13 protein-coding genes and 1 rRNA gene are annotated in these 12,502 nt (G+C 45.3%); 5 read left to right on the top strand and 9 right to left on the bottom strand.

The window, feature by feature from the left end:
* Positions 1–210 precede the first annotated feature (210 nt).
* Positions 211–326, top strand: a 5S ribosomal RNA gene (rrf, locus tag BEL05_RS05670).
* An 899-nt stretch (positions 327–1,225) separates the two neighbouring features.
* Here rrf and mutT read toward each other — a convergent pair.
* From mutT to nadC, 9 genes are all read right to left on the bottom strand, one after another.
* Complete coding sequence (gene mutT / locus BEL05_RS05665; protein ID WP_069670560.1) at positions 1,226–1,615, bottom strand: 8-oxo-dGTP diphosphatase MutT; 390 nt, start codon at positions 1,613–1,615, stop codon at positions 1,226–1,228.
* Between the two features lie 3 nt (positions 1,616–1,618).
* Positions 1,619–1,831: a DNA gyrase inhibitor YacG gene (gene yacG / locus BEL05_RS05660; RefSeq protein WP_028764081.1), complete on the bottom strand. Its 213-nt coding sequence runs from the start codon at positions 1,829–1,831 to the stop codon at positions 1,619–1,621.
* A 46-nt stretch (positions 1,832–1,877) separates the two neighbouring features.
* Complete coding sequence (zapD, locus tag BEL05_RS05655; RefSeq protein ID WP_028764082.1) at positions 1,878–2,612, bottom strand: cell division protein ZapD; 735 nt, start codon at positions 2,610–2,612, stop codon at positions 1,878–1,880.
* A gap of 7 nt (positions 2,613–2,619) precedes the next feature.
* Complete coding sequence (gene coaE / locus BEL05_RS05650) at positions 2,620–3,225, bottom strand: dephospho-CoA kinase (protein ID WP_069670559.1); 606 nt, start codon at positions 3,223–3,225, stop codon at positions 2,620–2,622.
* A gap of 44 nt (positions 3,226–3,269) precedes the next feature.
* Positions 3,270–4,181 carry a prepilin peptidase gene (locus BEL05_RS05645; RefSeq protein WP_069670558.1) on the bottom strand — a complete coding sequence of 304 codons (912 nt, stop codon included), beginning with the start codon at positions 4,179–4,181 and terminating at the stop codon, positions 3,270–3,272.
* A gap of 117 nt (positions 4,182–4,298) precedes the next feature.
* On the bottom strand, positions 4,299–5,570 hold the full coding sequence (locus BEL05_RS05640; RefSeq protein ID WP_069670557.1) for a type II secretion system F family protein: 1,272 nt from the start codon (positions 5,568–5,570) through the stop codon (positions 4,299–4,301).
* A gap of 59 nt (positions 5,571–5,629) precedes the next feature.
* On the bottom strand, positions 5,630–7,339 hold the full coding sequence (gene pilB / locus BEL05_RS05635) for a type IV-A pilus assembly ATPase PilB (RefSeq protein WP_069670556.1): 1,710 nt from the start codon (positions 7,337–7,339) through the stop codon (positions 5,630–5,632).
* An 85-nt stretch (positions 7,340–7,424) separates the two neighbouring features.
* Positions 7,425–7,847, bottom strand: a complete 423-nt coding sequence (locus BEL05_RS05630) for a type IV pilin protein (RefSeq protein ID WP_069670555.1) — start codon at positions 7,845–7,847, stop codon at positions 7,425–7,427.
* Between the two features lie 980 nt (positions 7,848–8,827).
* Positions 8,828–9,727: a carboxylating nicotinate-nucleotide diphosphorylase gene (gene nadC / locus BEL05_RS05625; RefSeq protein ID WP_028764088.1), complete on the bottom strand. Its 900-nt coding sequence runs from the start codon at positions 9,725–9,727 to the stop codon at positions 8,828–8,830.
* A gap of 24 nt (positions 9,728–9,751) precedes the next feature.
* Between nadC and BEL05_RS05620 the strand changes: the two genes are divergently transcribed.
* The 4 genes from BEL05_RS05620 to pdhR all read left to right on the top strand — a co-directional run bounded on the left by BEL05_RS05620 (position 9,752) and on the right by pdhR (position 12,444).
* Entirely contained in the window at positions 9,752–9,979 is a 228-nt protein-coding gene (locus BEL05_RS05620; RefSeq protein WP_069670554.1) for a hypothetical protein, read from the top strand.
* Positions 9,980–10,037: 58 nt separating this feature from the next.
* Positions 10,038–10,598 carry a 1,6-anhydro-N-acetylmuramyl-L-alanine amidase AmpD gene (ampD, locus tag BEL05_RS05615; RefSeq protein WP_069670553.1) on the top strand — a complete coding sequence of 187 codons (561 nt, stop codon included), beginning with the start codon at positions 10,038–10,040 and terminating at the stop codon, positions 10,596–10,598.
* Between the two features lie 51 nt (positions 10,599–10,649).
* Positions 10,650–11,501, top strand: a complete 852-nt coding sequence (ampE, locus tag BEL05_RS05610; RefSeq protein ID WP_069670552.1) for a beta-lactamase regulator AmpE — start codon at positions 10,650–10,652, stop codon at positions 11,499–11,501.
* A gap of 190 nt (positions 11,502–11,691) precedes the next feature.
* Positions 11,692–12,444, top strand: coding sequence for a pyruvate dehydrogenase complex transcriptional repressor PdhR (pdhR, locus tag BEL05_RS05605; protein WP_028764092.1), 753 nt, complete (start codon positions 11,692–11,694; stop codon positions 12,442–12,444).
* Positions 12,445–12,502 lie beyond the last annotated feature (58 nt).

The following is a 12,502-nucleotide window of genomic DNA, read 5'->3' as shown; positions in this document are numbered from 1 at the left end:
TGATAGGCAAGGTGTGTAAGCGTTGTGAGGCGTTGAGCTAACTTGTACTAATGACCCGTGAGGCTTAACCATACAACCCAAAAGGGTTTCCAGTTAATGGTTAACTTTAGCGAAAGAATACAGACACTTGATTTAGTGTGATTCAATTTTAATATCTCTTGCTTCTTGAAATACAGAATTGAGAGCAGCTTTTCAAATTTACCAAATTTGTCTGGAAACCATAGCATTGTGGCACCACCTGATCCCATCCCGAACTCAGAAGTGAAACGCAATCGCGCCGATGGTAGTGTGGGGTCTCCCCATGTGAGAGTAGGTCATTTCCAGGCGCCTAATACACGAAAAAGCCCTAGCACAAAACGCTAGGGCTTTTTTCGTATACGCGCTTCGCGAAACCACATACCCCCGACGTCACCCCGCCGCTAAGCGGGCTCTCCAGCTTCGTAACAAGTTACTTGCGCTACTTAGCTCCTGAATGCTTTGCATTAAGCGCAACCTCTTCGCCCCATGTGTTCGCTGTGCGAACTACAAGAGTAGGTCATTTCCAGACGCATAATTAAGTAGAGAAGCCACCTTATTAAGGTGGCTTTTTTGCGTTTGGGCCTTTTAGAAAGTTACGAGCTAAAAGATTGCAATGTACTTCGTACATTTAGCACAACCTCTTCGCCCGCCATGTGTCCACTGCGTGGACTACGAGAGTAGGGCAAATATCGCATTAGCGATGTGCTTATGGCAGATAGTTACTCCAGATACTATCTGCATTCCGCACATCCATGTGGGTCAGCGCGAAACTTTAGGGGAGCTGACCATGACTTGCGCCTTCGCTCTTTGTTACAAACAAGTTTGCTTTGCTTTTGTTAACGCTTCTTAATTATTTACCTTCGTTGGCTGAAGCATGTTGCTACATGGTCGATGGCATTGTTTGATTTGTGTAGGACCAGCTTTAGCTGGGAATTGCTTATTTCGCTGTACACTTCAAAGCTGATTATGGTAAGTGTCTGTCGATTTATCCTGGACTAATATCGACTAACTCACTTGCTTCATCTTGGTTATTTTATGAGATAACCCAAGTCCATTAACAAGCTTAAGCTCTATTATTTGTTATTAATTTAACTGGTTAATAAAATCTATCTTTGGATTTGAATGGTTTCGGATTGGCAATTGATAATTTGAGGTAGGTTGCTGCATGTAAGAGCCTAAGTCAGTTTAACATTCGGCTCTCAAGGGGTTATAGGGATAGTAGTCTATCGATAATAGGTATGTTGGCCGCAGGGAAGTTATATCGTTTCAGATTGCTTAAGTCTACCCACAATATTTCCTGTCCTTCCAGCGCCTCAGCATCTCCTGAAAAGCAGTTTACAGTATGGATATCTAAGAGGACTTCTTTATCCGGATAATCGTGGGAGATTGTCATTAGTGGCGTTGTATCACTAACAATGAGGTTTACTTCCTCTTTAAGCTCTCTGATTAACGCCTGTGAAGTGGTCTCATCTTGCTCGACCTTGCCACCAGGGAACTCCCATTTGCCGCCTTGATGAAGGTTATCAGGCCTCTTGGCGAGCAGGACTTGGTTACTGGCGTTAAGTATTACACCAACGGCCACATGGACTCGTTTCATTGGTTAATTATCCTTAAAGAAGTCAGCTTCATCATAGCCGAGCGCATCTAATGATTCGGCATCGAATTCCGGCTTTACTGGAATAGCATGTTTCTCTGAGGCCCAATCACCTAAATCAATAAGTTTACAACGTTCACTGCAGAAGGGTTTGAATTTTGAATCGGCTGACCATTCTACTTGAGTTTGGCAGGTTGGGCAGTTTACTACTGTAGGCATATGCTATTCCGTGACGCTTTAATTCTAAAGCATTATGGTAATCAGTTTAGCCGCAGGTTGCCAACATAAAGTCGATGGTTTGGTCAGAATGTTTTTGCTGGTCAAATAGGACAAAATGGATGGCGTAACGATTACGGTTGCCACTAATTGTGGGGTAGCAACCTTGCTTTGCATCGAGTTTGACTCTGATGAGCGACAAGGCTTGGTTACTGCTACCTTGGTAGAAACCGGCAACTGCAGTAGCTGGATTGTAACTGGTGGTTTTGCGAGTAAGCTCTAGGAGAAGTTTGATTGGTGTCAGTAGGCACTGAAAGTTGGCTATCCAAGATTGATATTCTTGTTGGCGAATGGCCCAAGGTTTTGCTAGCCAGTAGTGCAACTGAGGTAGATCAAAATTACAACAAGCTCCTGGCATGCCGAACCGTTGACGCAGTGCTGATAAGAAGCGGTCTTGTTTCAGTTTTTGACCGGGTCGCTCGCAACCTACCAGTTGAGTCCTTGCCTGTTGTAGTCGCTCGATATACTCATTTACCTGGGCTTCATCAATGTGGGGAAGATCTTGCCACTTTTTTAAAGTGATCAGTTGCTTGTCTATATCTTTAATGATTTCGGTGCGGTAGTCGCAACGTTCGGTGAGTTCACACAGAGAAAACAGCGGGTAGAAACATCGATGTTGATGATCTTGATCTAGATTGCTCTGGAGTTGGTTAGCGAGATACTCAAGGCGCAGGTAACTGCGAGTCTTCTCGTTAAGTGGCTGTTCATAGATCAATTCATTCATGACATTATCAAGTGTGATCGGCTAATTTTAAGTATTTATTATGTAGTAAAGCTACCTTGCTCTGTAATGCTGATACCGTTCCATGATTGTCGATGACATCATCAGCTTTTGACAGTTTTTCAGCTCTGCTTGCCTGACTGCCTATTATATTTTGTACTTGCTTGGCGCTCACGGAGTCTCTCTCCATGGTACGCTGGGTTTGCAGCTCTGGCGAAATATCAACCACTAAGGTGCAATTGACTAACCTATCTAAACCGTTCTCAAATAGCAAGGGAACAACCAAAATAGCGTAGGGTGAGGTCGCTTTTTTCAGTTGCGCTAACATCTCTTGTCTAATCATGGGATGAAGTAGATTGTTGAGCCACTCTCGCTCAGGCGGTGTGCTGAATATGCGCTCTCTTAATGCGGCGCGATTAAGCTCCCCATTTTCATGCAATATGCTTTGGCCGAAGTGCTCGGCTATGCGCGTCAGCCCAATAGTACCTGGAGCGACAACCTCACGGCTTACTATGTCAGCATCTACAAGGGTGATACCCAAGTCGGCAAAAAGATTGGCGACTGTGGTTTTACCACTGCCAATGCCACCAGTGAGGCCAACGATAAAATTAGACATAAATGTACTCTTGTGTCATTGCCCATGATTCAGCGGTATTGGCATTACAGCGTCGAAAGATACCAGTTAACTATTTGCTCGCCCCAGATCATAGCAATCCAGCCAGCAAGGGCAATATAGGGGCCAAAGGGGATTGGGTTGCCGGAGTTGATGCGTTTATTCACAATCAGCAATACGCCAACTACTGCGCCGACGACAGAAGAGAGCAGTATGATGAGTGGTAACAGCTGCCAGCCAAACCAAGCGCCAAATACCGCCAGTAGCTTAAAGTCACCATAACCCATGCCTTCCTTACCTGTAAGGAGTTTAAAGCCCCAAAAGACGCTCCATAAGCTCATATAGCCTGCCGCGGCACCTATGATCGCCTCTGTTGGTGAGGTAAATGTGCCATTAAGATTAATGAGTAACCCCAGCCAAAGTAGTGGCAGAGTAATTTGATCTGGCAGCAGCATCTCATCGAGATCTATACCAGTAAGGGCTATTAAACCAAAGGTTAACGCCGTGGCGAAGACGAATTGCCAAGTAGGGCCAAAATGGTAGGCTAAATAACCTACGGCTATGCCTGTTAGAGCCTCTACGATTGGGTAGCGTGCTGAGATTGCAGTTTTACAGTTGGCACATTTTCCGCCGAGCATTAACCAGCCTAATACCGGTAAATTATGCCAAGGCTTGATGTTGGCTTTACATTTGGGGCAGGCAGAGCCCGGCACCACAAGGTTATATTTTTCAGGGTAATCATCGATGGGCTTGGCGAGTTCGCCGGCAATATCTTTTACTAGTGGCTGGTGATACTCATCCAGGTACTGATTACATTCTTGCTGCCATTCACGTTTCATCATGACGGGCAAACGGTGGATAACGACATTTAAAAAGCTGCCAATGGTGGCAGCAAAGATAAAAGCGAGTGCGGCAAACAGAAAAGGGAACTGCGCCATTAATTGAATAAATTGGGTCATTATTGTTTAGTCGAAAAATTTTGTTGTTATGGAAAGATTTTAACATTGCTGAGCTACGAGCTACGAGCTACGAGCTACGAGCTACGAGCTACGAGCTACGAGCTACGAGCTACAGCCTTAGCTTACTACTTTACCTAATTGGAAGATAGGAAGGTACATGCCGACAATGAGGCCACCCACTAAGGTGCCGATCACCACCATCATAATAGGTTCAATAAGACTGGATAAACCATCGACGGCATCATCGACCTGCATCTCATAGATGTTAGCGACTTTGTTGAGCATCTCATCGAGTCCACCAGACTCTTCGCCAATCATGACCATCTGAATCAGCATATCAGGGAAAATTCCTGTGGTACGCATGGCTACATTCATCTGCATGCCAGACATCACCTCTTGACGTACTTTGATCAAGGCGCTGCGATAGACGTAGTTGCCTGATGCACCAGCGGCTGACTCTAAGCCATCAATCAAGGGTACGCCAGCTGCGAAAGTAGTGGCTAAGGTTCTGGCAAATCGTGCCATAGCCGCTTTGTGCAAAATGGGGCCAATGGCAGGGATTTTTAGGACAAATTGATCGACTGTATTACGAAAAGCCTGTGAGGTTAAGTGGGCCCGTTTGAATGCAATAATGGCGACGACAATGCCAATAACGAAGAAATACCAAGAGGTTTGCAGCCAGCGAGATATACCGATGATCATTTGAGTGAAAGCAGGTAGTTCGGCGCCAAAGCCATTAAAAATTTCTTCAAATTGAGGTACCACAAATAAGAGTAAAAGCGCTGTAACCATTACTGCAACAATAACAACTGCCGCGGGATAGAACATGGCTTTTTTGATTTTTGATTTGAGTGCTTCGGCCTTTTCTCGATAGGTGGCAATGCGATCGAATACCGCATCCAGTGAGCCTGAGTGTTCACCCGCACCGACGAGGTCGACGTAGAGATCATCGAAATACTTTCTATGGGGCCTGAGTGAGTCTGAAAGTGGAATACCCGATTGCACATCATTTACAATCGTGGCGAGTAGCTCTCTCATTTTTGGCTTTTCATGGCCGCGGCCGAGCATCTCAAGAGTGGTGACAATGGGCACACCGGCTGCAAGCATTGTCGCTATCTGCCTTGTCATCATGGCGATATCCATAGGCTTGATCTTGGGATCGCTTTTGAATAGTGATTCAGCTTTCTTTTTTACAACTTTGGGGTTAACCCCTTGGGACTTTAATTGGGCTTTGATCTCATTGGTGGATGTACCTCTGAGTTCGCCTGAGGTTTTTTTACCATCGCGGTTGGTGCCTTTCCACTCGAAGGTAACCACTTTAGGTTGCGCCTTGGCTGCTTTTTGCTTTTTAGTTTGCGTTTTACTTTTAGCCAGCGATGCGGTAGCCATGATGGATCCTTTATTTTTTCGTTAGGCACTAGATTATCAGTGGTTGATATTAGCTTAGTCTAAAAACTGGTGACGCGGTTAATTTCGGCGATACTGGTGACCCCTGCGACTACCTTACGAAGGCCTGAATCGCGCAGGTCCCGCATGCCTTGCTCTTTGGCTTGGGTGGCAATTTGCAGTGAGTTGCCTCCTTCCATAATAGTACGGGCAATTTCATCTGACATCTTCATTACTTCATAGATACCCACTCGGCCTTTATAACCTCCTGAGCAGAGGTCGCAACCTACGGGTTTATAGACGGTAAAGCCTTCATCGATTTGTGCTTGGGTAAAGCCCAAACGTAACAGCTCATGCTCGGGCACCTCTTCTGGTTGTTTGCATTCAGGGCAGAGGCGACGAGATAGGCGCTGCGCGATAATCAAGTTGACTGAGCTGGCGATGTTATACCCAGGTACGCCCATATTAATTAGGCGGGTTAAGGTTTCAGCGGCTGAGTTGGTATGCAAAGTGGAAAGTACCAAGTGACCCGTTTGCGCCGCTTTAATGGCGATTTCTGCGGTTTCTAAGTCACGTATCTCCCCCACCATAACGACATCGGGGTCTTGACGCAGGAATGATCGCAGGGCTGATGCGAAGGTTAAACCTGCCTTTAAATTAATATGGACCTGATTAACGCCTTCTAAGTTAATTTCAACCGGATCTTCTGCGGTGGAGATGTTGCGCTCTTCGGTATTGAGAATATTTAGCCCTGTATAAAGTGAGACGGTTTTACCTGAACCCGTGGGGCCAGTGACCAAGATCATACCTTGGGGCTTGGCCAGCATCTCTTCATAAAGTTTGCGTTGGTCATCCTCGTACCCCAATTTTTCGATGCCGAGTTGGGCGGATGAGGAGTCCAAGATACGCATTACGATTTTTTCGCCCCAGATGGTGGGCAGGGTGCTGACACGAAAATCGATGGATTTAGTGCGCGATAGCTTCATCTTGATTCGGCCATCTTGAGGCACGCGGCGCTCGGCAATGTCCAGCTTTGACATCACCTTTAATCGAGCGGAAATTCGTCCTGAGAGGTTCACCGGGGGCTCGGACACCTCATGCAAGATGCCGTCGATGCGAAAGCGGATGCGATAGCGCTTCTCATAAGGTTCGAAATGGAGATCCGATGCACCTTTACGAATGGCATCGGTTAAAATTTTATTGATATAGATAACAATGGGGGCGTCGTCACTGGATTCGCCTTGTTGCTCTTCATGGCGCTTATCGGTATCTGTGATCTCAATGCCTGAAAGTGAATCTTCATCAATGCCGTCTAAATCTAGCGCGGAGATATCCTCTTCGAGCACTTTTTCTAGTGCTATGGTGAGTTTATCATCTTCAACTAATATTGCTTCAGCGTGCAGGCCAGCGCTAAATTGAAAGTCCTCTAACGCTGCAATGTTAGTGGGATCTGAAGTACCAATATAGAGGCGGTTGCCGCGCTTAAATAGCGGTAGACATTTGTGCTTTTCGATCAGTTTCCGGTTGAGAAAGTCTTCGGGAATGCTGGATACATCGAATTCATTAAGATCGAGCAGGGGAGTACCATACTCTTCATAACAGAGTTCGGCGATTTCTCTAGCTGAGATGAGTTTTTCGAAAACTATGGTAGATACGAGAGATTGCTTACTTTGTCTGGATTTCGCTATAGCGGAAGACATCTGCTCTTCACTGAGTAGATGCTTTCTAATGAATAGAGTGGACAATCCTAAATGCAAGCCTGTTGTCGGCATTCTTTACTCGTGATTTTATTAGAATTAATAAGTCTGAGAGGGTAGAATTCCTCTCAGACTATGTTACATCTCTATCTAAGCACTTTTATATGCCAGCACCATCAGCACATTGAGCTGCTGTTGTCGATCCCGCGCCTGCAGAATCAACTGATGCAGCATAAGATACAGCACCTGTATCCGTTACTGTAGCAGTAATAATACAAGTTCCATCTGTATAAGCTAAAGTACTGCCAGTTGCCTCAGCGAATGCTGTTGCTCCCACAGATAGTTCAGTTACAGCTGTAGCGTCAGCGGCGATTGAAGCGCAGCCTACACCTGATTGAACACATGTTACAGCTTTAGATGTGAAAGCACTAACTCCCTTCATGGCTGCGCCACCGTGGGCAGATGCTACGTAATCGCGGTAAGCTGGAAGTGCAACTGCAGCGAGAATACCGATAATTGCAACAACGATCATTAATTCAATTAGGGTGAAACCCTTAGCATTACTTTTTTTGAAACCTTTCATTTTACTCTCTCCGTTTGACAGAACGTGACTCGATTACCTAACCTTTTTGCTTACAGCTGCTAGGCGTTAGCCTTTTAGCTTTTAGCACTTGTAACTTTAAGTTTAGCTCTAATATTAGTGGTTCGTACACTTGCCTAAATACTGGCAGGTGATTAACACAACATTGAACCTAAACGTTACGCTCCTGCGTGTGGTCGGCTGTTTCATCCCTGGTCAAATCGTTATTGCTATCAACTAATTTTTGGTGATTAAAGTTACGTGACTTTTAAGTGGCAACAGTTAAGCGTTAACTTCTAATAACCCTAGCTGCTGCACTTAAGCATCATTTATTAACCATCGATATGATGTATGTCGTTTCGGCAAACTGCACCATTTGGTTGCTTGCTCGATTAAAGGGTCGCTAGGTTTATTCAAATAATGCGCATATACCCATCATTCAAGCCGCTCTGCTAATGAACATTTCAACACATATCTCGTTAAGCGCTTGTTAACAGGAATGTGTGAAAACTCTAAACTAGAGCTTAAAACCTAATTATTGCTCACCTCAATTTTGCAATTTGGTCTACCTTCATGGTGAGCTGGCCGAAAGGGCCATCTCGCCTACTGTCAAAGTTAGTACAAAGTTACACAAAATGGAACTGTAAATTACATCAAAGTACTAATTTGGCGATGAATTTGTCTAATAGAAGTAATATTTTGTAAAAAAGGTTATAGCATCTTTTTGTCGTTGACCGAAAAAATGGCACTTATTCTGTTTTAGTCAAAAAAATAGCGTTTCATAATTGTGTGAATAGTGAACGATAGTGTTTCGCGCTATTAGATTGTTGCAAGGCTGTTATAGCGTGGGGCGAAAACGGAAATCTGGATAATAGGGCAGGGTTAGGGGCAAATAGGGCCCAGTATTTATAGGTGAGCTCCTAGGAGCTAGCCCCTAGGAACTAATCCCTAGAAGCTAATCCCTAGAAGCTAAAGTCTGCCAGTTAGTCTTTCAGTCGCAATGAGAGGTCTAACGCTTTAACGTGTTTAGTCAGTGCGCCTACCGAGATGTAATCGACACCTGTTTTGGCAAAATCGGCAATGGTGTCTATGGTGACGTTGCCTGACACTTCAAGTTTGACCCGTTGCGACTCAGGATAACCCTGCTCTTTATGAAAGGCTTGGTTGAGCTCTACCGCTTGTAGCATCATAGTTACATCGAAATTATCCAACATAACGATATCAGCTTGTGCCTCTAAGGCTAAGGTGAGCTCTTCGATACTTTCGACTTCGACCTCTACTGGCTTGTCACTGGCAAGTTTGCGGGCGGCTTGAATGGCGTTTGCAATAGAGCCACAAGCCATGATGTGGTTTTCTTTTATAAGGAAGGCGTCAAATAAACCGATGCGGTGGTTTTTGCCGCCGCCGCAGGTGACGGCATATTTTTGTGCCGTGCGAAGCCCTGGCACGGTTTTACGGGTATCGAGTAACTTGCAATGGGTGCCAGCCATTTTGTCGACATAGTGCTTAGTTAGTGTCGCGACACCGGACAGCGTTTGGATAAAGTTCATCGCCGTACGCTCGCCAGTTAGAATCGCGCGGGCAGGACCAGACATTTCGCACAGTACTTGGTTGGGCACTAATAGATCGCCATCATCGACATGCCAATGCAGTGCTACTTCGCTGCCGAGTTGGTTAAAGACTTGTTCGGCCCAGGCTTTACCACAAAATACGCCCTCTTCACGGGTGATTAATGTCGCTTCGGCGTATTTGTCACTTGGAATTAACTGAGCGGTGATGTCGGCGCTTAATTTGTCGGCGGCGTTTAGGTTGCTGTCGGCTCGGTAGCCTAAGTCTTCTTCGAGTGCGACTTTGACTGATAGTCTAATATCGTTTTCCAGCATGTTTCTATCCTCGGTGGGCCGCGCATGGCTGTTTGGGGTGAGCGCCTAATGCTCTCGCTTCAAGGCGCTGACATTGTGTTAGGGCAAACATACGCGGCAAGCACTTGTTCTTATTGCGTTGATAATAGCAAACTTAATCATGAAAAAGCAGCGCAAATTAGTGTTGAAATTAAATCAATTAACAAGCTGTTAAAAGGTATTGCTGACAGTTTAGGTTGGAACAAATCATCAGTAACCATGACTAGCACCTAAACTGAAAAATGGGTAAAGTGAATTTAGATTTATCTTTTATCATTTATAGATTTAGTCGATGCAAACAAAATCAATCAGCGATGGCTGGTTAACCTTAAGCCGTAAGTGTGAGTCTCCTCATTTTAACCAACGCCCTGAGGGCGCAAAGGGTGAGGTGAGCTTATTGGTGATCCATAATATTAGTTTACCAGCTGGACAGTTTGGTTTGCCCTATATCGACCAGCTTTTTCAGGGCTGTTTAGATGTGGAGGCCGATGCCAGTTTTTGTGAGCTTGAAGGGTTGACGGTGTCGGCGCACTTTTTAATACGTCGTGACGGTGAGATAGTGCAATATGTCAGCTGTGACGATAGAGCCTGGCATGCTGGTGTATCCCATTATGATGGTCGCGATGGCTGTAATGACTTTGCCATTGGTATCGAGCTTGAAGGTACGGATAACTGTAAATATACCGATCTGCAATATCAGCAATTACGGATGTTAACCTTGGCCTTGTTTGATGCGTATCCTATGCTGAATGTGAAAACGATTGTTGGGCATAGCGACATAGCACCAGGGCGCAAAACCGATCCGGGTGACAGTTTCGACTGGCAAAGATACCTGACTAGCCTAGTGGGCTAATTTTTTTAGTGGATATTATTGTTTTTAGCGTGTGACAGAAGGGAAGTTTAGATGGCACTTTTTTCGTTATTAGTCGCAATTATCATAGAGCGCTTGAAGTTACTGCCTCAAGCCTGGCAACTCGAAACATTACTGGCGTTTTATGCCAAGGCGTTTTTTGGTCGTAAGCAGCTAAGCAATGATCTCATGATGGCAATAGCCATACTCTTGCCAGCCATTGCTGTTCAAGTTTTGGCATGGTTTGTGGCGGGACTGTTTTGGGGGCTGGTGAGTTTGTTGTTGTGGGTGGCGGTGGCCATTTTGTGTTTTAGCCATTTAAAGCAACGCCAGCTGTTTAAGCAATATATCCAAGCCGCTTGTCGTGGTGACTCGCAAGCTTGTTATCATTTTGCCGATTCGCTTGACCCTTACGTTTCGATTGATGCGGTATCGGAGCGAGATTTAGGGGCTAAGGTTGGTCAATCGGTTGCATGGCTCAACTATCGTTTTTATGGTGCAGTGGCGCTGTATTTGATTTTCTTCGGCCCCGCTGGCGCGGTGTTATATTGTACCGTGCGTTATTTTTCTGACGATGCTAAGGCGCGCGAGGCATCCTTACCGCTTGTCGATACAGCGTTGATGCTATTAGATTGGCTGCCTAGTCGCTTAATTGCCTTTGGTTATGTGCTGAGTGGCCACTTCTCAAAGGCGTTTAGCTGCTGGCGTAAGCAGGCGTTTCAGTTAAAGCGGCCAGCACGTGAAATTATTTCAGAGGTCGCCTTGGCAGCCGAGACGATAGAGTCGGATTCTAATGCGCCTATTTGTGTGCAATCAACCATCTCTTTACTGCAATTGAGTAAACGAAACTTCATATTATTAGTGACGGGATTATCGCTGCTGACCATTTTTGGTGTGGTGGTTTAAATCATTATTTATTGGGGACTGACAAAATGTTGCAATGGTCAGACCCCTTTTCTATTTTTTTAAGCTATTCTCACAAATCGTGAGTAACCATGAAGCAGATCACGAACTAGACATCTGAAATGTGATTTGATAAAGTGCGCTCAGTCAATTAAATTGGTAAGACCAATTTACAATAGGAGCTGAGGGCCATATGGCTTATAGCAAAATCAACCAGCCAAAAATTTCTGATGTGATCATGGGTCAGTTAGAGCAGATGATCCTTGAAGGGAGTTTGCAACCCGGTCAGAAGTTACCACCAGAGCGTGAATTGGCACTGCAATTTGAAGTCTCTCGTCCATCTCTTCGTGAAGCAATTCAAAAGTTAGAAGCAAAAGGCTTGTTACTGCGTCGTCAAGGCGGTGGTACCTATGTCAAAGAGCAGCTTTGGCAGAGTCTTGCTGATCCTATTGTGGAGCTGATGCATAGCGATTCAGAGAGTCAATATGACCTACTCGAGTTTCGTCACGCCACTGAAGGCATGATGGCCTATTTTGCAGCGCTTCGGGGAACCGATGCGGATATGCAAAACATCAAACAGAAAATCCAAGCAGTAGAAGCCGCGTCAGAGATTGAGGCACAGGCGGAAGCCATTGTGTGCTTTTATCGTGCCGTTGCTGAAGCCTCACACAATGTGGCCATGCTGCACCTAGTATTAAGTTTATCTCCAGTGCTACATAAAAACGTGGCGCAAAACTTAGAGTTGCTAAAGCGCCGAGCTGACGCCTCTACAATGGCAAATGACCATCGGCGAGACCTACTCGCCGCCATCGTGCGCCGTGATCCCGATGCAGCAAGAGAAGCCTCGAACGAACATTTGAGTTATATCGAGGAAGTGATGTTGTCTGTGCGGGAAGAAGATAGCCGGTTGCAGCGTAGTCTGCGCCGTTTGAAGAGTGGTGGTTAGGGAAACGTCCTGCCATTATTTTTTATCAATTAATTCATACTATTAATGTATATAGGGA

It is taken from the genome of Shewanella colwelliana, assembly GCF_001735525.1.
GTDB lineage: Bacteria > Pseudomonadota > Gammaproteobacteria > Enterobacterales > Shewanellaceae > Shewanella > Shewanella colwelliana.
Note: the sequence above shows the minus strand (reverse complement) of the source record. Positions and strands in the feature narration are given on the sequence as shown.